The organism is Helicobacter bizzozeronii (assembly GCF_900196775.1).
Lineage (GTDB): Bacteria > Campylobacterota > Campylobacteria > Campylobacterales > Helicobacteraceae > Helicobacter > Helicobacter bizzozeronii.
Genome location: NZ_FZLB01000009.1, coordinates 1 through 20,370 on the forward strand (window position 1 = coordinate 1; position 20,370 = coordinate 20,370).

General features: G+C 45.5%; 16 protein-coding genes and 1 pseudogene. 8 read left to right on the top strand and 9 right to left on the bottom strand.

Translation table 11 applies throughout. From position 1 onward, the window contains the following. Positions 1-39: 39 nt before the first annotated feature. Genes C5684_RS09415 through dxr form a run of 3 tightly spaced genes read left to right on the top strand, consistent with a single transcriptional unit; the run spans position 40 to position 2,275 of the window. Positions 40-366, top strand: a complete 327-nt coding sequence (locus C5684_RS09415; RefSeq protein ID WP_104639188.1) for a hypothetical protein — start codon at positions 40-42, stop codon at positions 364-366. A gap of 9 nt (positions 367-375) precedes the next feature. After that, positions 376-1,158 (top strand): phosphatidate cytidylyltransferase, encoded by a 783-nt coding sequence (locus C5684_RS01370; RefSeq protein WP_104639189.1) that lies wholly within the window; start codon positions 376-378, stop codon positions 1,156-1,158. Between the two features lie 7 nt (positions 1,159-1,165). Then, positions 1,166-2,275, top strand: coding sequence for a 1-deoxy-D-xylulose-5-phosphate reductoisomerase (dxr, locus tag C5684_RS01375; RefSeq protein WP_104639190.1), 1,110 nt, complete (start codon positions 1,166-1,168; stop codon positions 2,273-2,275). An 18-nt stretch (positions 2,276-2,293) separates the two neighbouring features. On the opposite strand, the gene uvrB is transcribed toward dxr, so the two are convergent. Continuing rightward, positions 2,294-4,264: an excinuclease ABC subunit UvrB gene (gene uvrB / locus C5684_RS01380; protein ID WP_104639191.1), complete on the bottom strand. Its 1,971-nt coding sequence runs from the start codon at positions 4,262-4,264 to the stop codon at positions 2,294-2,296. 370 nt (positions 4,265-4,634) lie between these two features. On the opposite strand from uvrB, the gene C5684_RS01385 reads away from it, so the two are divergent. From C5684_RS01385 to C5684_RS09715, 4 genes and pseudogenes are all read left to right on the top strand, one after another. Continuing rightward, a complete protein-coding gene (locus C5684_RS01385; protein WP_456152202.1) occupies positions 4,635-5,069 on the top strand; it encodes a polymorphic toxin type 50 domain-containing protein in 435 nt (144 codons plus the stop codon). An 86-nt stretch (positions 5,070-5,155) separates the two neighbouring features. Next, positions 5,156-5,389, top strand: coding sequence for a hypothetical protein (locus C5684_RS01395; protein WP_233704142.1), 234 nt, complete (start codon positions 5,156-5,158; stop codon positions 5,387-5,389). Between the two features lie 29 nt (positions 5,390-5,418). Beyond that, positions 5,419-5,733 (top strand): annotated as a pseudogene (locus C5684_RS01400) (PBECR3 domain-containing polyvalent protein); the annotation flags it as partial. Positions 5,734-6,096: 363 nt separating this feature from the next. After that, on the top strand, positions 6,097-7,599 hold the full coding sequence (locus C5684_RS09715) for a putative barnase/colicin E5 family endoribonuclease (protein WP_233708617.1): 1,503 nt from the start codon (positions 6,097-6,099) through the stop codon (positions 7,597-7,599). A 733-nt stretch (positions 7,600-8,332) separates the two neighbouring features. Here C5684_RS09715 and C5684_RS01410 read toward each other — a convergent pair. From C5684_RS01410 to C5684_RS01425, 4 genes are read right to left on the bottom strand one after another with little or no spacing between them, the layout of a single operon-like run. Then, positions 8,333-8,641 (bottom strand): hypothetical protein, encoded by a 309-nt coding sequence (locus C5684_RS01410; protein WP_006018468.1) that lies wholly within the window; start codon positions 8,639-8,641, stop codon positions 8,333-8,335. A gap of 15 nt (positions 8,642-8,656) precedes the next feature. Next, positions 8,657-9,430, bottom strand: a complete 774-nt coding sequence (locus tag C5684_RS01415) for a hypothetical protein (RefSeq protein WP_104639195.1) — start codon at positions 9,428-9,430, stop codon at positions 8,657-8,659. Then, positions 9,427-10,110, bottom strand: coding sequence for an ABC transporter ATP-binding protein (locus C5684_RS01420; RefSeq protein ID WP_104639196.1), 684 nt, complete (start codon positions 10,108-10,110; stop codon positions 9,427-9,429). Before C5684_RS01420 ends, C5684_RS01415 begins: the two co-directional genes overlap by 4 nt. A gap of 2 nt (positions 10,111-10,112) precedes the next feature. After that, positions 10,113-11,342: a hypothetical protein gene (locus C5684_RS01425; protein WP_104639197.1), complete on the bottom strand. Its 1,230-nt coding sequence runs from the start codon at positions 11,340-11,342 to the stop codon at positions 10,113-10,115. 196 nt (positions 11,343-11,538) lie between these two features. On the opposite strand from C5684_RS01425, the gene C5684_RS01430 reads away from it, so the two are divergent. Then, a complete protein-coding gene (locus C5684_RS01430) occupies positions 11,539-13,443 on the top strand; it encodes a methyl-accepting chemotaxis protein (protein WP_104639198.1) in 1,905 nt (634 codons plus the stop codon). Here C5684_RS01430 and C5684_RS01435 read toward each other — a convergent pair whose 3' ends face one another. The 4 genes from C5684_RS01435 to C5684_RS01450 are packed head-to-tail and all read right to left on the bottom strand — an operon-like array spanning position 13,444 to position 20,356. Continuing rightward, complete coding sequence (locus tag C5684_RS01435) at positions 13,444-15,387, bottom strand: transglycosylase domain-containing protein (RefSeq protein ID WP_233708618.1); 1,944 nt, start codon at positions 15,385-15,387, stop codon at positions 13,444-13,446. It abuts the gene before it with no gap. Between the two features lie 5 nt (positions 15,388-15,392). Further along, on the bottom strand, positions 15,393-17,426 hold the full coding sequence (locus tag C5684_RS01440; RefSeq protein WP_104639200.1) for a methyl-accepting chemotaxis protein: 2,034 nt from the start codon (positions 17,424-17,426) through the stop codon (positions 15,393-15,395). 27 nt (positions 17,427-17,453) lie between these two features. Continuing rightward, positions 17,454-17,960 carry a chemotaxis protein CheW gene (locus C5684_RS01445; protein WP_324761457.1) on the bottom strand — a complete coding sequence of 169 codons (507 nt, stop codon included), beginning with the start codon at positions 17,958-17,960 and terminating at the stop codon, positions 17,454-17,456. Positions 17,961-17,971: 11 nt separating this feature from the next. Then, entirely contained in the window at positions 17,972-20,356 is a 2,385-nt protein-coding gene (locus C5684_RS01450; RefSeq protein WP_104639201.1) for a hybrid sensor histidine kinase/response regulator, read from the bottom strand. Between the last annotated feature and the right edge of the window lie 14 nt (positions 20,357-20,370).

A 20,370-nucleotide genomic window follows, 5' to 3' on the forward strand; every position in this document is an offset into this window, starting at 1 on the left:
TTTGAGGTGCTATAGGCACTCACGGGGACGACTTCTAATATGAATGACGAGGCCGCAGTGTGGTATTTACATACGGCATGGTTCCTCACCCACAGTTCGAGTTTTCGACACGTCCACACCATACGCTCACCAACCTGGAAGGCAATTTCACGGGGAGGGGCGGTAACACCTCCTTGGGCGTGGGGTGCGCTGGTTGGGGGGGGGGGGGGGGGGGGGCGTAGCCCGCCTCCCAATGCGATCGCCTATGGCTCGGGCTATATCCCAATGAAGGGCATGATCAAAGCGGGCTTTTGGCTCAATGTGATGGGGATTGGCTTGATTAGCCTCTTTGCCTACACAGCAATAACCCATATTTTTGTGCGCTAGGAGGCGGACATGAAAAATTTTAGAGAGAAAGTTTTAGCCGACAAGACACGCTACATCACGGGGGCGTTTCTCATTCTTTTAGCCATTGTGGTGTTTTACCTCAATGATTTATTCGTTTTTTGGGCGGTGCTGGGGGTGATCTTTTTGGTCTGCTTCCATGAAACTCTGCGCCTGCACCAAAAGCTCTATAATTTTGGTTTCAACAAGTTTTATTATTTGATTGCTGTGTTGGTGTGGGTCTTAGCCTACTTTAACCAACGCCCCGTAGAGAGCGCCTTGTTTGTAGGCATACTCTTAGCCGGGATTTTAGCCTACCGCACTTCCAACATGCAAAAATCTTATGTCTTGGTCTATCCAGCCGTGCCCTTTTTATGCCTCTTTGCGCTCTTTAAAGATTTTGGCGTGGGCGTGGTGATTTGGCTTGTGGTGGTGGTGGTGGTGGCTGATGTAGGGGCGTATTTTGGGGGGCGACTCTTTGGGACCACGCCTCTAAGTGCTGCCTCACCTAATAAAAGCCTAGAGGGGGCTTTGATTGGGTTTGTCTTTTCTAGTTTGATTGGGGGGATTGTGGGTTTAGAGAGTGTTGGGAGTGAGAAGTTTTTACCCGCACTAGGCATTAGCGCGCTCACGGCTCTGAGTTCTATTTTGGGCGATTTGTATGAGAGTTATTTAAAAAGGCGGGTGGGTGTGAAGGATAGCGGGCATATTTTACCCGGGCATGGGGGCATGCTAGATCGCTTTGATGCCATGCTCTTTGGGGCGATTGCCCTGCACTTTTTGTTGTTATTTTAGCTAGCAGATGTCTATACTGGTTTTAGGGAGCACGGGCTCTATTGGCATGCAAGCCCTTAAAGTAGCGCAACGCTTTAATATCAAGATCAAAGGCTTGAGTGCGGGGCGTAACATACCCCTTTTAAACGCCCAAATCAAAACCCACCAGCCCAGCCAAGTGGCGATCTTAGACCCTAGCGATCGATCTTTATTGCAAGTGCCCCAAGGGGTTGAGGTCTTTGTAGGCACTCAAGGGATTTGTGAAATGATCGCTTGCTCCCAAGCCAGCCTTGTATTAAATGCAATTGTGGGCTTTGGGGGGTTAGCCCCCACTCTAAGTGCGCTCCAGCACCACAAAAAATTAGCCCTAGCCAATAAAGAGTCCCTAGTGGTGGCAGGCTGGCTTTTAGACACCAAACAGATTTTACCCATTGATAGCGAACATTTTGGCTTGTGGGCGTTATTGCAAAAGCACCCCTTAGAGCATGTCCAAATGCTGTATTTGACCGCCAGCGGGGGGGCTTTGCGCGATGTGCCACTCTCTGATATTCCCACCCAAAGCCTAGAAAAGGTCTTGCAACACCCCAACTGGCAAATGGGCGCGCCCATCACAATCAATTCAGCCAATATGGTTAATAAGCTTTTTGAAGTGCTGGAAGCCTATTGGCTTTTTGGACTGACTAACATTGATGCCTATATTGAGCGCACCTCTAGCGTGCATGCCCTTATTCGCTTTAAAGATCACAGCGTGCATGCCCAACTCTCTAGCCCCAATATGCAACTACCCATCGCCCACGCGCTCATGCCCTCTTTGGCTTGCCAAACCCCCCTAATTGAGCCCCTAGACTTGCTCAGCCTACCCCCCCTAAGATTTGAGCCCATTGACACAGCGCGCTACCCATTATGGGGCTTGAAAGACACGCTTTTAGCACGCCCCAAGTTAGGCGTGGTGCTCAATGCCAGCAATGAAGCCGCCTTGCAAGCCTTTAGGGCAAAAAAGATCGCCTTTGGACGGATGGCTAATCTCATGACCCAAGCCTTGGAGCACTTTGAGAAAGACACCCCAAAGCTACACACCCTAGAGGACATTTTAGCCCTAGATCAAGAAGTGCGGGAGGTTTGCACAAAAATTTGCTAGAAAAATTTTGCCACCACACTACAACCCTCTAATCCGTGCGATCTCATCGCGTAATCTTGCCGCCTCTTCAAAGTCCAACACCTTAGCGCGTTGTTGCATTTGCGCTCTTAAAGTTTTGATTAAGCGATCCTTTTCACTCTTGGGCATTTTTTCTAGGGCTTTGGAGCGTTTGGGCTTTGCAGGCAGGCTATCGATCAATTCTTCTTCGACATGCCTTTGCACGCTTTTAGGCTCAATGCCATGTTCTGCATTAAAGGCTTTTTGTTTAGCCCGTCTCTCATCGCTAATTTGCATCGCTTTTTGCATGCTCGCCGTGATTTTATCGGCATAAAAAAGCACCTTGCCACGCACATGCCGAGCCGCGCGCCCCATCGTCTGAATCAAACTGGTTTCACTGCGTAAAAACCCCTCTTTATCCGCATCCAAGATCGCCACTAGGGACACCTCTGGCAAATCTAGCCCCTCTCTTAATAAGTTGATCCCAATGAGCACATCAAACTCCCCTAATCTTAAAGAGCGAATCAGATGGTTACGCTCGATCGCATCAATATCGCTATGCAGATACTGCACTTTCAAGCCCCATTCTAAATAGTGCTTGCATAATTCCTCCGCCATGCGCTTAGTCAAGGTGGTAACCAGCACGCGCTCATGTCTGCTCACCACCTCTTTAATGCTCTCAAATAAATCCCGCACTTGGTTAGCCACGGGGCGCACTTCGTATTCGGGGTCTAATAACCCGGTGGGGCGGATAATCTGTTCAGCGATATGCCCTTGTGAGAGTTCTAACTCTAGGGGGTTAGGGGTAGCTGAGACAAAGAGAAAATGGGGGGGTTTGGTGATAAACTCTTCGTATTTAAGCGGACGGTTATCCAGCGCGCAGGGTAATCTAAAGCCATAATCTACCAAGACTTGCTTACGGCTCAAATCCCCGGCGTACATGCCCTTAAATTGTGGCAAACTCACATGCGACTCGTCGACTATCACCAAAAAGGGGCGTTGCTTTTGGGCGAAGTAATCCATCAAAGTATAGGGGGTCTCCCCCTCTTGTTTGCCTGTGAAGTGGCGCGCGTAATTTTCAATGCCCTTACAAATGCCCGTGGCACTAATCATCTCTAAATCAAATTCGGTGCGGGTTTTGAGGCGTTCGTATTCTAGGGGCTTTTGGGCTTGTTTGAAAAAGGCAAGGCGGGCTTGTAATTCTTGATCGATGTCTTTAATAGCTTGTTGCAAACGCTCCGGACCCACAATAAAGGCATTTGCCGCATAGAGGGGGTAAGAGTCTAGTTGCTTTAAGGGAGTGTTCTCCAGCGCGTCCATGCTAGTGATGCGCTCGATCTCATCGCCAAAAAACTCGATGCGGATAAAGTTTTCATCATTATAAGCGGGGAAAATATCCACACACTCCCCCACTACCCTAAATTTACCCCGCTCTAAAATTTCTTGGCGACTATAACCCATTTCGACCAACTTGAGCAAGAATTGCTTATAAGGGCGCACTTGCCCCACTTGGATTTTTTCTAGCATGCTCAAATACTCAGCAGGGTTACCCAGCCCATAATTAGCCGACACACTAGCAACCACAATCACATCATCATAGCTTAATAGCGAAGTTACTGCGCTCAAGCGCAGGCGTTCTAAATCCTCATTGATCGAGCTGTCCTTTTCTATGAAGAGATCGCGTCTAGGGATGTAGGACTCGGGCTGGTAGTAATCAAAGTGGGAGATAAAGTATTCCACATGGTTTTTGGGGAAAAAGCCTTTAAACTCGCTATAAAGCTGGGCACATAAGGTTTTATTATGACTCATGATCAAGGTAGGCATTTGCAAGCGCACGATCAAATTCGCCATGCTAAAGGTCTTGCCACTACCTGTAACTCCGATCAAAGTTTGGTAACGCGCCCCTTGCTCTACCCCCTTACTCAAAGTTTGCACGACCTTTTGTTGCTCCAAACTCATGGCATAGGGAGCGTGTAGATTGAATGGACTCATATGGACTCTCTTAATTGTTTATTGGATCATAACATAGGAGGATATGTTTTATCTCTCTTTTTGTCCAGCTAGCATTGCAACAAAAAACACCAAAGTAAAGCTTGTTGATTATCCCTCTCGTGTTGGGTGCAAGAAGCCTTCAAAAATTTTATTGAGATTGCCCAAGACTTTAATCGGCTGTTTAACACAGTCAGTGCAGCCGCTCTTAGACACCACCTCAAAGCGGCTTTAAACAAGTCTGCCAGTGTGCAGGACTTTAAATCCCCCTGATGATGAGTTGCCAAAGACTAAGTTAGACATTGAGGTTTTAGCCAAACGCCAAGAGGGGGAGAGTGAGGAACAATTAAAAGCAAGGGTGAAGAAAGTCGTCATGGATTTATCGCCTATTTTAGGTTTGGATAATAAACAAGAACGCCACATGTGGGGGCAAAAGGGGTACATTGCAGGGCGGAGCTATTATGGAAAACCTTTTGATGTAGAACAAGTGAAGCCTTTATTTAAAGATGGTGAAATGCTTTGGACTAAAAATAATAACTGGGATAAAAAGATAATCATCACACACCCCGATTTTTATGGCATGTGTGTGCCTAATGGCGATATGAGCAAGGCAATTAAGACCTATAAAATTGACATACTCTCCCATNNCTTTAGTGGAGATCGCGGCTTCAAGCAGGACAGCTCCGTTTGGAGTCTTACATTCCCTATTCCAAAGGTTGATGCCCCAACCCCAAGGGTATTACCCCTTGATTGCAACACAAATATTAGCACAGCCATGCTGGTGCTAGCCTTATATCCCCATAGCTAAAGCTAGGGGCTTTACGGCGTGGCTGGTAAAGTGCATTTTGGCGATGATAGTTTTCACTTAGTGCCGTATGCAGAGAAAAGGGATTGATGGATATATTTAGTCTTAAGGAATATGTAGGCTGGTTTGTGCGGGTAGTGAGCAGTCCAGAGGGCATAGTGCAGGAGGGTATTTTTGTAGGCTATGATGGTCCTACCTATGACCCTGAAGAAGAAGATGTTATTATGATCAAACACGAGCACGGCTACACATGCTATAAAGCCGAAGACATCGCCGAGTTTATCCCCATCAGAAAAGCGACAAAAGAGGAGTATGAGGCGTGAAGTAATCCACTAACTTTGATGGAGATGCTTTAACCCATATTGAAAAAAAGCATGGAGAGGGGAGTCCTTTGGTGGAAAGCAGCGGGCAACCAGCGGTTAAATTGGAGGATATCCAAAACTACCCGGATATTGTGAATCATGCGGATTTGATGAGGGTAGTGGATACAAGCACGGGCAAACGCTTGGTAATTGGGAAACAGATTAACGGATATGCGATTGTTGTAGAGGCGATTGGAAGAAAAAACAACCAACTAAGCCTGAAAACAATATACAAAGAACATGGTCAAGTAGAAAAAGGGTTGGATTTTAAAGATAGCACCTACATACGACTATCTAAGGATTAAGGATAGATAGCGTGGCGCACCTCGTCCAATACGGGTGCCACTTAGATGTATCGTTGATGCTACCACATAAACCCTATAACAAAAATGTTTGATCTTAACTTAAACTATTAGTAAAAAGAACAATACCTTAAAGCTAAAGACCATGTATAAAGAACAAGGGAAATTGGAGGAAGGGTTAGATTTCAAAGATGGTGCCTACATGCGACTATCTAAGGATAGATAGCGTAGCCCGCTCAGTTAATACTGGCACTACTTTAGACGCATCCGTTTGCACCGCTAGGATGATAAACTATAATGGATTTAAAAATCAAGAAAGCAAAACTCAGATTAGTAACAATGTGGAAAAGCAGGGGAAATCCGCAAGTGGTTAATCACGCAGACCGCTACAAAATAGAGACAGACAAATACGGGCAAGAGATTTTAATCAGTGGCAAACAGATTAATGGCTATGTAGTGGTGGTGGAAACCATTAGCACCAAGAAAAACGAGCTGAAACTAAAAACACTTTATAGGGAAAATGGCAAGCTAGAAAACAATCCCATCTTTAGGGATAGCGGTTTGAGCTCACAACTACCCCCCAAAGGTAGCGAAGGCTCGCTAAACCCCCAGCCTAGTGCCAACTTAGATGCGCCACCACAAACCGCTAAAACAGACTCTAGCACAACCCCGCTTAACTTAGAGGCGATTCCAGCAAAAGCCACAGAGCTTTTCAACACCGCCAAAGAGCAAGAAGCGGGCTTTAGGGGGTTATTAGAGAGCATACCCGGGCAACACAGCCTAGAAGCGGGGAATTTGCTCAAGAGTGTAGAAAGCATTGAGAGCAAGATCAGACGCAAGCAAGGGGATATAACCGCTATTGGCGATTTTTTACGCGCGGCAATTGTGGTGGAACATAAGGGGCAACTCAATAACCAGCTCATGCGCATTGAGGACAGCTTAAGAGCGCAAGGGATAAATCCTACTATAGAGCTACACCACCGCCAGAGTGGATATAAAGGCGTGCATATCCAGTTTAATTATAACGGGGTGGCTAGCGAAATCCAATTGCACACGGCTAACAATTGGGGGATTAAAAAAGGGTTAGACCCGATGTATCATGTCCTTAGAGACCCCAATATTAGAGCCAGTATGCCTTATCAGCGGATTTTAGAATTAGAAGCCGAGAGTAACCGCCTAGCTCAAGGTTTTGATTTAGATATTAGCGATTTGGCTTCGTATGAAGTGAGCTTGACCAGCGCATCAAACTCCGAAAAGTCTGTATTGGTGAGAAAATTGCCAGACGACTTAAAACCCACCCAAGAGCCTTTAGAAAAGTCAAATTCAAAGCCTTTATCTTCAGACCCCGAAACAGCATACAACCGCCCCGAGTCTGAGTTAAGCCGAAATTCTAATTTTTCAGGGGATAGTGGAAAATCCATACAAACTCCTTTGAACAATCCTACCAAACCCCCCCTTAAAACCCTCCATATTGAACCTAACCCCGCTTTTGGGGAACACTTTAAAGAATTTGAGGGCAAAGGCAAGGAAGCAGTCGCTAAGTTACTACAAGAACGCAGAGGGCAAGTTGCCGGGGCTTTTTATAGAGAGGATTTGGGCTATATTGATTTGGTGTGGGGAGTTAATGCCACAGATTTAAAAGGCTTGAGGGGGGCTAATGGCAAGCCCATTAAACCTTATGGGTTATCTAAAATCCTAGAAAAACACGCCAGCGACTTTGAGAGTTTTAAGGGGGCTGATATACAAGAGAAGTTAGCTAAAGGAATTACAAAGATTATAGAGAAGGGGTATGTGCCTGAAAATGCGGGGATTTATACCATCCGCTTTAAAAACCAAGATGGAAGTTTTAGAGAGAGTAGGTTTATTTAGGAGGTGGAACGAACAAGGGGATAAAAAGATGACCAAACAAACCCCCTCGCACAGATTCCCGACCAAGTTACGACCCAAAAGGGCTTAAGTATGGAACCGATCTTACTCAGAGGAGTTTTAAAAATCAAAGGGCGATAGTGCGAACCTATCCGCTTATAGCACTAAGTTTAATCCTACACTGACTTCTGCAGATGAACCCTTTAATTGGATTGAGCCTAACAAAACAAGCTTTAAAAGTCAAGTTTATTACGACAAGAGAGAGCCTTGAAGTTTATCTCCTCTCAAGGCTTTACTAGGGGCAAGAGTCCGCCCCTAAACTCTACAAAAGAGTAGCATAAGCCCCTCCAAAAGTCAAATGAAAAAGCGTATTAAAGTCGAGTTACCTCTAAAGCTTGCTAGAATATGGATAGATAAAGGCGGAGTACAGATGCGTTCAGATTTTTACCAACCACGCCGTAAAGCCCCTAGCTTTAGCTATGGGGATATAAGGCTAGCACCAGCATGGCTGTGCTAATATTTGTGCAATCAAGGGGTAATACCCTTGGGGTTGGGGCATCAACCTTTGGAATAGGGAATGTAAGACTCCAAACGGAGCTATCCTGCTTGAAGCCGCGATCTCCACTAAAGCTAGAATCCCCTAACTTTAGTTATGGGAGAGTATGTCAAACAGCAACCAATGCAGTGCGGGATTTACGCAATAGCAAGATGCTTTACAAAAAAGTGCGCTTGCGCTCTAACCTTGTATCTTAAGGCGTGCCATCTCTTGGGCTTGGTTGGCGTTGTCGCAATCTTGCTTAAAAGAGTCGCTGATGTAATTGATCTTGTTTGTGGAAGTGAAAGCCTCATGGCATCTTTGGAGCATGCGTTTTCTAGATTTGGGGTGTTTGAGGTAGTGTTCCACAGAATGGACAAGGCTAAAATGGAATTCCATAGGGGCTAAGCGCTCATCGGGTGTGCCCATGCAATCTGAACTGCAATAACCACTTTGGGCGTGCAAAACACCCACAAAAACAAGGGAGAACAATAGGGTTAGAAATTTCATGGAGAATCCTTTTTTCTATTCTAATTCTAATTTATTGACAATCAGCCAACGAATCGCCCAGTAAAGCCCCAAGATTTTTAAAAGCTCCGTGCCCAAAAAGATCGCTTTAATGCTGGTGGAGCTATGGGAGCTATAAAAATTATAATAAAAAGCCATGTAGCCATCGGGCAAGACAAAATGCGCCGAATCGCTTAACAGATAGTGTTGCAAGATTTTAGAGGGGATTTCTAGCACAAGACTAAGCCCAATAAAGATCACCAAACCGCTCAATTTGGGGAAGCGTTTGAATTTGCCCGTGTGTAGGAGAGTTAGGGTTAATAAAAACTTGAGGTATAAAAGTATGTAGAAAAGCAAGGATAAACAAGCACTGGTGATAAATATGTTCTTATCATCAATGGGTAACAAAAGTGCATGTTTTGAATCCTGTGCGTGCAAAACATAGGAGAGCCCAAAGGCAATGGGAACACATATAAGGCTTAAGACTACCCAAAAGAGATTGATGGCGATTTTAGGCAATAAAATGCGATCCACCCCCAAAGGTAGGCTAAAGGTCAGATAGCCCTCCTTGCCAAATAGCTTTTGTTGGGTGGAACGCAGGGTCGCCATGAAAATGAACACCACCAACACCAAACTCCCCAAGAAGAGTAAAAAATTTTGGAGCAAAAAAATGATGGGGTCATGCCCTTGTTGCATATTGGCTAGAAAAACCCAGCAGATCACTAAAAAGATATTCATACCCACAATGGGGATATAACTCTCCAAAAAGTCATGTTTAAAAATTTGGATCATTTCAAATACTCCTTGTAAGCACCCTCCAAGCTCGCATGCTCGCCCTTAAGAGTGGCGACCCGATCAAAGGCGATGATCTTGCCCTGTTTGATGAAAATCGCCCAATCCAAGTGATCTTGCACATCTAAAACTAAGTGGGTGGAGAGTAGGATTGTGGCGTTATCTTGGCACTCAGCGATGATTAAATCTAAGATTTCTTGTCTGGCTATTGGATCAACTCCCCCCAAAGGCTCATCAAAGATAAAGAGTTTGGCTTTTCTGGAGAGGGTTAAAATGAGTTGTAATTTTTCTTTAGTGCCTTTGGAAAGGTTTTTAAAGGGCTGTCTTAGGGGGATTTGGAAGCGATCCAAGAGTTCTAGGGCTTTTTGGGGGTCAAAGTCGCTAAAAAAGTCCTTGTAAAGTTGCAACATCTGCAAAGCCTTATAGCTTTGGGGGTAGCAATCTTGATCGGGCAGGTAGGCGGTGATCTTTTTACTCTCTATGCCAATGGGGTTGTTGTCAATACGCACCTGACCTTGGTAATTTTTGAGCATGCCCGTTAGGATTTTAATCAAGGTGGTTTTGCCCGCACCATTGGGACCTAATAGCCCGATGGTCTGCGCGCTGGGGATTTGCAAATGCACGCCATTTAAGGCGGCGTGGTGCCCGTAAAATTTGCTTAAATTTTCAATGCTGATCATGGCTAGTAGGAAAACTTGGTGAAGAGCACCAAAGAAGAATTACCAATATTACTCACCGCCTTAGAGGAATAAGAATAAACATACCCAATCCCTGCATCCAAAGTCATCTCCTTGTAGTTCCATATTTTGTAATTTGTCATCAAAGAATACTCTTGATAATCCCCCCATGCAATCATCGCATCGATACGCACCCGCTTAGTTTTCATGCCCCCAAAGACATAGCCTGTCATGGTGGCGTTGGCAAAATAAATGGCGGGCACGCCAATGGAGTTGATCCCCCGCCCATAAAACTTGGTTTTGTCATTAAAAGACCAAAAATAACCCTTTTTATTGGGGGCAGGGATAGCGTAAAAACCCAACCCAAAGTTAAAGATTTTATATAAAAAAGTCTGATCGATCATAAACAAGCCCGCTTCATTGTTGCCCAAAACCGCATCTGTATCGCCATGCTGGTAAATCCCATGCAAAATAGTGAAGGATTTAAAACCTTTGGGTAAGTTGGCTTGGTATTGGAACTTCCCCCCCACTTGGAACAAGACTCCCCTAGTGGCTAGAGGGAGTTTGGAATCAACTAGAATAAAGGGGGCGACACTAAAGCCCTTGTGCTCATAGCCCATGCCAAAAGCCACCACTTCCCCCCCCACATACTTTTTCTTAGAAACCGGATCGTAGGAGGCGAGGGCATTAATACCCGTAGCGATTCGCGCACCTTGTAAATCATTGCCTTGATAGCCATTATAGAGCATGGAGTCCATAAAAATGCCCCAATAGCGAAAATCGTTGCGGTGGATAAATAAGCTTGCCCCCTGAATATTGCCCTGAATCCAATCAAAGCCGACAAAATTGGAGTTAAAACGCCCAATGGCAAATTTAAGCCGCTTGGTGTCGTATTTGACATAGGCATCGGAAATATCCCCCATGCTCAAATAGGGGCGCATGTCGCTCTCTGCACTCCCTAGGACATTCCCAATACTCACAATGGGTTGGAATTTTTTATTGCGGCTATAGACATTCCATGCCCCAATCGCCCCAATCCCAAAAGCCCAGCCATTATTAAAAGAAAAATTCGTGCCCACGCGTGCATCAAAGCCCACATAGCTATGGGCAGATTGCTGTAGTCCTTGATTGTAGATCATGCCCAAATACCCAAAAGGGTCTAGAGTGATCTTAGTGCCCATAAGGGGTAAAACTAGGGAAAAAATACTAAAAAAACCACGCAAAAGCCACCGCATAGACACCCACTAAAAAAAATGTCCCCATTATATCTAAAAGTGATTAAAATAGCCCAAATGGGGTAGGTGTTGGGTTTTATTTTATTTTATTATTCAAATTTTCCAAAATATTAACAATCTAAAAATGGCATTTGTTGTATAATTTACCTCTTTGTCAAGGGTTGCAAAAAGAGGGAGAATAACATAAGGGGATTTGATGGGCACTAAAGAGAAGATTGGTTTAGTGTTGGCATTGGTTTTGGCTGTGAGTTTCATTATTTTTGGGATGCGTGTGGAAAGCTTTGTGCGTAATCTTGTTACACACAATGTCAAAGCGCACTTATTGCAGATTGCCAAAGCGAACACGAGTTGGATTGCTGCGTGGAATGATGATACCCGCAAGTTATTCGATGCAGGTGCTGACCATGTGTCAGCCATCGGGGTGGATCGCAATCTCAATGCGCTTAACCATGTGCTCAAATACATCAACCAAAATTTAGACGCTTTGCAAACCTTTGTGGGGCTTGAAGATGGGACGATGTATTCCACCCTAGATGTGCCTAAGGGCTTTGATCCTAGAGTCAGAGGGTGGTACCAGCAAGCCAAAGCCCAAAGGAAGACCATTATTTCTGAAGTTTATGCCGATGCCTTCACCAATAAGCTGGTGATCACCTACAGCGCGCCTTTAATGCGTGATGGGCATTTTGTTGGGGTTTTTGGGGCAGATATTCCCTTAGATTTCTTTGAAACCTACATTAAGAAAATACGCCTAACAGATGGGGGGGATTTGGATTTGACCAATGACAAAGGCTCTGTGCTAGGTTCTAGTGATTTGGCTGTGGGGGATAGCATCGCAGGGGATAAATCGCCCATTAAGAACATCGCCCAACAGATTTTGCAACAACAAGAGGGGGTGGTTTTAGAGGTCAATAATGGCAAGGAATTTTTAGTGGTCTTCACCACCGTGCCTAGATATAATTGGAAAATGATCGCGCATGTGCCTACGGAAGTTGCCTTTAAAAGCATTTTTGACTTGCGTGGTATTATGCTTTGGATTTCCCTATCTGGGCTTGTTTTGACCTTGGCGATCACCATTGCTTGGGTTTATTATTTGATCCGCCCCTTAGGGCGACTCCAACGCTTGAGCGCGGATCTCACCACAGGTAGTCGGGATTTGACCAAACGCCTCAAATATCGGGGCCGCCAAGATAAAAAAACCAAAGATGAAATTGCTTGTATCACGCACAATATCAACACCTTTATTGAGCACATGCAGGGCGTGATGCAACAATTTAAAGATTTTAGCGCTAGACGGGTTGAGGTTGCCTCCACACTTAAAGAGGCGACAGACAGCGTGCATGAGCGGGCTAGCAAGGCGATTATTGTGGTTGAGGATACGGTCGGGCGCAGTAAGGAGAACATCTCCAAGGTTTTAGCACGGGTCAATGATGCGGGCGAAAATGAGAAACAATTAAACCAAACAGGGGAATATCTAAAAGATGTGCATGGGCAAATGGAAGCTTTGAATGTGCGTCTTAAAAGTAATGCCGAGCAAAGCGTGGAGTTTTCCCACCGCTTAGAGGAGACCTCTAAGAGCACCAATAGCATTAAGGAGGTCTTAACCATTATTGATGACATTGCTGCCCAAACCAATCTCTTAGCCCTCAATGCCGCCATTGAGGCTGCCCGTGCGGGCGAACATGGCAGAGGCTTTGCGGTGGTGGCTGATGAGGTCAGAAAATTAGCCGAAAAAACGCAAAATAGCTTGACGACCATCAATTCCACCATCAATGAAATGGTGCAAAGCGTGAATGAGATCAACTATAGCTTGGGTGAAAACGCCCAAGAATTGGTCAAAACCGCTGAGTTAGCCATTAGCTTGCAAGAGGTGATGGATAAAAGCGTGCAGAACATCTCAGAGGTGATCGATCGCGCCCATGCAAGTGCGCTAAGCCTGCAAGAGAGCGCAAAAGATAGCGAAAATATCAACGATGAAATCAAAGAGATCAGCACCCTAGCGCACCTCAAATTAGAGGATATTGAAAAAATCCGCAAAACCCGTGCCTCGCTCGATCATCTCTTTGAAATTGTGGGGGCTGAGATCGACACCTTCAAGGTGTGATCAAAACATCAAAGGTTCGTTGATCTCTTGGCGAATCTCTTGGTGAGGGGGGGTAGAACCTTGGGTGGTGTAATAAGTTTCGCCATTGATTTTTTGCTCCACCACGCCCTCAGGCACCCTAAAGGTGCGTTTGAGTGAGGGGTTGATTTTTAAGGCTTGTTTCATAAAATCCGCAAAGACAGGGGCTGCCACCACACCCCCAGTCATGCCATACCCAATTTTGGTGTTATCATCACGCCCATACCACACAATGGCTTGCAAGTTGGGGGTAAAGCCACAAAACCAGCCATCCACATAGTTATTAGAGGTCCCGGTTTTGCCCGCTACCTGCATGCCCTTCACTTGGGCTTGCCGCCCCGTTCCCCTTGCCACCACTTCTTTTAAAATCGCAATGGTTAAAAAAGCTTGGGCGGGTGAGAGAACGGACTTAGGGGGGGTGGTTTTTAATATTTTTGGGTTGCCCTTAGCATCGGTTATGCTCTCAATGAGTGCGGGTTCTAAGATATTCCCATAGCTAGAAAAGAGCGAATATTGCATGCTCGCCTCCAAAGGCGACATGCCAAAACTGCCCAAAACGATAGACATATTTTTAGGCACATCTGTAAAACCAAAGGCATCCAAATCCCTATAGATCGTATCAAAGCCGATGTACTCGGCTAGATTGATTGTGGCTAGATTGACCGAATGCACCAAAGCCTTTTTGAGTGTGATGAACCCGCTGTATTTGCGGTTGTCATTTTTGGGGCGCCAATATTTCTTTTTGCCTACATTGGTATCAAAACTGCGTGCCACATCGGGGATCAAAGAGGCACTTGAAAAACCATTGTTAAAGGCAATCTGGTAAATAAAGGGCTTGATCGCGCTCCCAAATTGCCTCTTGGTTTGCGTGGCGCGGTTAAAGGCACTTTTTTGGTGATCGATCCCGCCCACCATCGCCACAATATGCCCGGTTTGGGTGTCAGTTACTACGATTGCACCATTGAGGGTATTGCCTTCTTGTTCTTCTTTGAGTCGCTTAAGAATGCGTTCATACCCATTACGCAAAGACTCTTGGGCGGCTTTTTGGTAATCCAAATTCAGATAGAGTTTGATCGTATAACCCCCCGTTTTGAGATCGCTCAAAGGGCTTAGAGTGCGCACCACTTCATCAACCACATAGGGCGCGCTATTTTGGGTTAGGGTGGTGTCATAGACTTTAGGCACTTGTGTTAAGGCTGTTTGCATCTGCTCGGTGCTGATCCAGCCCAAATCGTGCATGCGTTTGACAATGCTATTAGCCCTTGCTAAGGAAAAATCTAATCGCCTCGTGGGGTCATAAAAAGAGGGCGCACGGGGCAGGGCGACTAACATGCAAATCTCTTTGAGGGTGAGGGCGGATAGGGGTTTTTTAAAATAACCCAAGCTAGCCGTTTTGATGCCATAAAAACCATGCCCAAAGAAAGTTTGGTTGAAATAGCGTTCTAAAATTTGCTCTTTGGTGAGTGCCCGTTCTAGTTTGAGCGAAAAAACAACCTCTTTAAATTTGCGGCTCAAAGTTTTCTCACGGGTTAAAAGCATGTTCTTCACTAGCTGTTGGGTAAGAGTGCTCCCCCCTTCAGTGTATTTTTGGTTGCGGATATTTTTAAGAAACGCACGCATGATCGCATCTAGGTTGATCCCATGGTGTTCGAAAAATAGCGTGTCCTCGACTGCCAGCAAGGCTTCGACCATTTCGGGTGGAATCTCGGCAAAGGGGGCATAAATGCGGAACTCTTTGTTGTAAATATTGGCGACCAAACGCCCCTTAGTATCCACAATCTTGGAGGCAAGCTCTGGCTTATAATCCACGACTTTTTGAATCTCATGATCTGCCCCCACCCACAAAATAAACAAATATCCCCCTCCTAAAACGCTACCCAGCGTTACGGGCAAGATAAAAAGCACCCACAGGACTTTTTTAAGAATCTGCATTAAAATTGCTTCTTGTTGGCATCGTCTAAAATATCTTTGGAAATGCGATCGATGTTATGCCCCACTTCTAAAGAAGTGTTGGCAACATTTAAGTTGTTTTGCGTGTCTTGCTTGAAAGCTTCTAAAGAATGGTTGATCCCCTCCACGCTTTGACTCTGCATTTTAATCGATTCGGAAGTATCGGCGATGCTTTGCACCAACACATTGATATTAGCCTCAATCTCGCCTAAGGATTTTTGGGTGCGTTCGGCTAATTTTCTGACCTCATCAGCCACAACGGCAAAGCCCCGCCCATACTGCCCTGCGCGTGCGGCTTCAATGGCGGCATTGAGGGCTAACAAATTGGTTTGATCGGCAATATCCTTGATGATCTCCACGATGTTTCTAATATCCTGCCCTTGTTTGATCATATCCCCGCTTTTTTGGCTAATGTTAGAAATGCTATCCACAATAGACTCAATGGATTTAGAAGTCTGGTGCAAACTTTTATTTTGTTGATTAGCACTCTGAATCAAACTATCCACGCAGGTTTTTAACCCCCCAGATTCATGGCTCAATGCATTGGCAAAATTAGAGGAAGTGCGTAACATCCCCCTAATCCCATTGCTTAAAGAGTCGATAGCCTTTTCAACACTCCCCGTAGGGTTGGGGACACCTTGCCTAAAATCCAAAACCTTGAATCGCTCAAAAGCCTCATTGATGCTTTGCATGTGCGATCCGATGTGTTGGCGTAAATACAGGGCGACCTCATTAAAAAGCTCTTTAAGGTGCAAGAGATCGGGATTATTGGGCGTGGCATGGATTTCTTTGGTAAAATCCCCCTCTTTGATGGAACGCACCACGCTCAACATGTCATCAATGGTTGCGTTGTCGGCTTTGGTATTTTCATGGATTTTGGCAATGTTTTCATTGATGGCTTGTTTCATCACCCCAATTTCATCGAGGGCATATACTTTGGTGATTGGAATGTCATGCTGCCCCTTGGGGTCGTTTAAGAGCTTGAAAAACCCTAGCAAGGTTTCAGAAACCATGCGAATCCGGTTACCCACCAACAAACGCACCAAAATATAAATGGCAACCACCAAGATCAACACAATGATAACACCCATACTCAACACGAGATTTTGGAGATAGATAGAGGCTTGGAACACCTTGTCTTTACTGACAAAACGGGCTAATGCCCAGTTAAACCTAAAATCCTCGGGACCAATTTTTTGAAAAATATCAAAGGACTTTACCACTAACAAACTGCTCTTCCTCTCGCTGAGGGAATAGTAATCAAAAACACCGGCTTTCAAAGCCTTAATGGCCTGCACCAAAGTTTTAGCCGAAGGATCGGAATTGACAGCAGTTAAAAGTTTGCCCTGAATATTTTTATCATAGGCGATGAGCAAATACCCATCTTGATTGGCTACAAAGGTGTCATTTTTGCTACGCATCACCACATCAGCAAGGCTATCAATGCTAAAAAAAGCAACCAAAACCCCAATCACTTTGCCACGCTGTTCTAAGGGCACCCCTAGATCAAACCCAAAAACCGATTTGCCATCAATTTCGCGAAAATAGGGATCGCTTTTGACAACCCTAGAAGTCTGTAATACCTCACCATAGACCTTAGGGGAGTAAATCTTTTCTTGGTGCATCATCTCAAAAGAAGCCCCCACCATGTGCATCACAGATGAGCCTTGCGGATCACCCGGTAGGGTCAAGCTAACTAGGGCGATGTTTGTTGAGTCGGCTAAAAAGCGTTGCATCAATTCGGTGCGTTTTTTTGGAGGGTGGGCTAGACCCTTAGGGCTAATTAAATCCTTGCCCAAACCATTCAAATGGGCAAATGAGCGGTCCATGATTCTTTGCAAACGCATAGCCCCCTCATTGACATTGTCTTCTAATGTTTCAATGGTTTGGGCTTTGGTAACATTCCTAACCTGTATCCCCACTACAAGCCCCAAAACCAAAATCCCTAATACCACGATAATGCCTACACCGACCACAATTTTTGTGCCAATGCCTAGGCGTGTAAAAGCAGACACGAATCTCCTTTGGATTGACAAGGACTCTTAAAAGTCTTTTTTTAAGATTTCCTCAACTTTTAAAATAGAAACTAGCTTGTCTTCCCGTTTGCCGATCCCAAAGATGAGTTGGTTATTTTCCAATAGGGTTTCAGGCACCGGGTCGATGTCAGATTGCTTGATGCGAATCGCCTCTGTGAGTCTGTCAATGTAAAAGCCGGCGATCTGATCGTTGTGGCGCACCACTAAATAACGCATGTCCTTGTTGAGTTTTTCCGGGGGCAAACCAAATTTTAAGCGCAAACTAATCAGAGGGAAGACATTACCCCGCAAATTGAAGACTCCTAGCACATAGTTAGGGGTTTCAGGCACACGGGTATAGCCAATGGGCTTGACAATCTCTAAAATGTTGAGGATGGGGATGGCATATTCCTCTGTCCCAATGATAAAACCGATGAATTGTAAAATCTCCTCATTGTCATCAGCCTTATCCTCGTCCTTGTTTCCTTTCTTTTGTTTCTCAAACAGCTCTTTTAGTGCCATTGCATCTTGCATGTTCTCTCCTTTTAATCTAACTTAATGCTCCGTTTGACTACATTTGCCAAATACTCAGGGCTATAGGGCTTGGTGATGTATTCAGTCATCCCGCTTTCCACCCCTCTAATGCGATCGGTCTTGGTTACCCGTGAAGTAACCGCAATCAAGGGCAAGTTTTTAAATTTATTGTATTTACGCACTTCGCTAGCAAAGGCATACCCATCCATTCTAGGCATTTCAATATCCACCAACACCGCATCGGGCACCTTGTCGGCATTCTTAACCATCTCCAAGCCCTCCACGCCATTACTCGCCTCAATCACGGTAACGCCCAGAGGTTTTAGGGATTTACGCATCATCGCCCGGTCCGTGCTGCTATCATCGATGGCGAGCACAATATAATCGCTGGGGTTGTTTTTGATATTGGAGTTTTGGGCTTCATCAATGAGACTATTGACATTGACCTTGACATTTTTTGCCATCTCCATCATCGTGCCCACATCGACAATCAGGGTGATCTTGCCATCTCCACGCACGGTCGCCCCGGCAATACCCTTCGTGCTTTTGAGATAATAGCCCAAAGACTTAATAACCACCTCCTCTTGTCCGATCAAATAATCCACAATCACCCCGATTTTTTGATCGGCTAGCCCGATGATCACCACATAGACTTCTTTAGAGCCCTCTAAGATCGCATCGACCTTAAAGATGTCTGCCAAACGCACAAGTGAGAGGACTTCATCACGCAATCTCAAAACACTTTTACCATCTACGCTATAAATCTCATCTTGGCTAATGCGCACGGTCTCTAGCACAGAGGAGAGGGGGATGGCATAGTATTCCTCTTGCACGCCCACAAGCAAGGCTTGGATAATGGCTAGAGTGAGCGGGATTTTAAGCTTTTGGGTGGTCCTAACGCCCACTTCAGATTCAAGTTCAATGATCCCATTGAGTTTTTCAATATTGGTTTTCACCACATCCATGCCCACACCCCGCCCAGAAACATTGCTTAGGGTCTTGGCAGTGGAGAAGCCGGGCTTGAAGATGATATTCAAGGCTTCTTTGTCCGTCATCGTGCTGGCTTCCCTCTCGGTGATCACGCCCTTTTCAATGGCTTTTTCTTTGAGTTTTTCAGGGTCCAGCCCCGTCCCATCATCGGTGATCTTGATCACGATATGGTTGCCCTCATTGTAGGCACTGAGTTCCACACGCCCCATTTCAGGCTTGCCTAACATCTTACGATCTTCGGGTTTCTCAATGCCATGATCGCAAGAGTTGCGGATAATGTGGATCAGCGGATCGCCAATCTCTTCCACAATGGATTTATCTAGCTCGGTCTCTTCCCCATCAATGACTAATTCAATGCTCTTGCCTAGTTCGCGGCTCAAATCACGCACCATGCGGGGGAATTTGTTAAACACCTTGCCAATAGGTTGCATCCTTGTTTTCATCACAGCCAGTTGTAAATCGGTGGTAACCGCTGAGATGGAGGACACAACTTGGTTTAATTCCTCTAAGAATTTTTCTCCATCATAGCGTTCCTCCACATCCCCATAAATGCGGATCAAGCGGTTTTTGCCTAGCACCAATTCTCCAATGAGATTCATCAAGTGATCCAAACGGCGCACATCCACGCGCACGGTTTGTTCGACCCCAATGGCAACAGATTTGTCTTGATCTTTTTTGGTTTGGGAACCTGATTGGGGCTTTTCTAGGGTTTTAGGAGTTTGGGGTTTGGGGGGTTGGGGCTGATTTTGGGCTTTTTGGCTCTGCTCTTTTTTGAGTTCAGCACGGCGTTTTTTATCAGCCTCTTGGCGGAGTTTTAGCAAGCGATCGATCTCTTTTTCCACCTCTTCAGTGCTCATGTTGGCATAATCAGGCTCAGATTCGCTATCAGGGGATGGTGGGGTTGCAGGCTGGGCTATAGGTGCAGACTCTGTAGGCTCTGATGGAGGAGGGGGAGGAGGGGGGCTAGGCTCGCTTGGAGCAGACTCTAAGGGGGGAGTTTCATCGCCACCACCTGTGGCATGGGCGATGGCTTGGAGCTCTTTAACAATGTTGGTGGTATCAATGCCCGAATTGGCATCTGATCCCGTGTCGCGAATAGTTACCAAGAGGGTTTTCATCATATCCACCGATCGCAAAACAACATCCATCACATCGGGGGTGATGATGAGCTCGCCCTTGCGGGCTTTGTTTAAAACATCTTCCATGTTATGGGTCAAATGGGTTAGAATATCCAAGTTAAGAAACGAACTAGAACCCTTGATGGTGTGGGCGACCCTAAAAATGCGGTTGAGTAAGTCCAAATCTTGCGGGTTGTGCTCTAGCTCCACCAAATCCTGATCCAGTTGTTCGTTCATTTCGAAGGCTTCTACCAAGAAGTCTTCCATGATCTCCTTCATATCATCCATCTAAACACCCTTTC

Bases quoted from the DNA above. Each gene is read 5' to 3' on its own strand.
- C5684_RS09415 (WP_104639188.1), top strand. From the start codon at position 40: ATGAATGACGAGGCCGCAGTGTGGTATTTACATACGGCATGGTTCCTC.
- C5684_RS01370 (WP_104639189.1), top strand. From the start codon at position 376: ATGAAAAATTTTAGAGAGAAAGTTTTAGCCGACAAGACACGCTACATC.
- dxr (WP_104639190.1), top strand. From the start codon at position 1,166: ATGTCTATACTGGTTTTAGGGAGCACGGGCTCTATTGGCATGCAAGCC.
- uvrB (WP_104639191.1), bottom strand. From the start codon at position 4,264: ATGAGTCCATTCAATCTACACGCTCCCTATGCCATGAGTTTGGAGCAA.
- C5684_RS01395 (WP_233704142.1), top strand. From the start codon at position 5,156: ATGGATATATTTAGTCTTAAGGAATATGTAGGCTGGTTTGTGCGGGTA.
- C5684_RS01410 (WP_006018468.1), bottom strand. From the start codon at position 8,641: ATGAAATTTCTAACCCTATTGTTCTCCCTTGTTTTTGTGGGTGTTTTG.
- C5684_RS01415 (WP_104639195.1), bottom strand. From the start codon at position 9,430: ATGATCCAAATTTTTAAACATGACTTTTTGGAGAGTTATATCCCCATT.
- C5684_RS01420 (WP_104639196.1), bottom strand. From the start codon at position 10,110: ATGATCAGCATTGAAAATTTAAGCAAATTTTACGGGCACCACGCCGCC.
- C5684_RS01425 (WP_104639197.1), bottom strand. From the start codon at position 11,342: ATGCGGTGGCTTTTGCGTGGTTTTTTTAGTATTTTTTCCCTAGTTTTA.
- C5684_RS01430 (WP_104639198.1), top strand. From the start codon at position 11,539: ATGGGCACTAAAGAGAAGATTGGTTTAGTGTTGGCATTGGTTTTGGCT.
- C5684_RS01445 (WP_324761457.1), bottom strand. From the start codon at position 17,960: ATGCAAGATGCAATGGCACTAAAAGAGCTGTTTGAGAAACAAAAGAAA.
- C5684_RS01450 (WP_104639201.1), bottom strand. From the start codon at position 20,356: ATGGATGATATGAAGGAGATCATGGAAGACTTCTTGGTAGAAGCCTTC.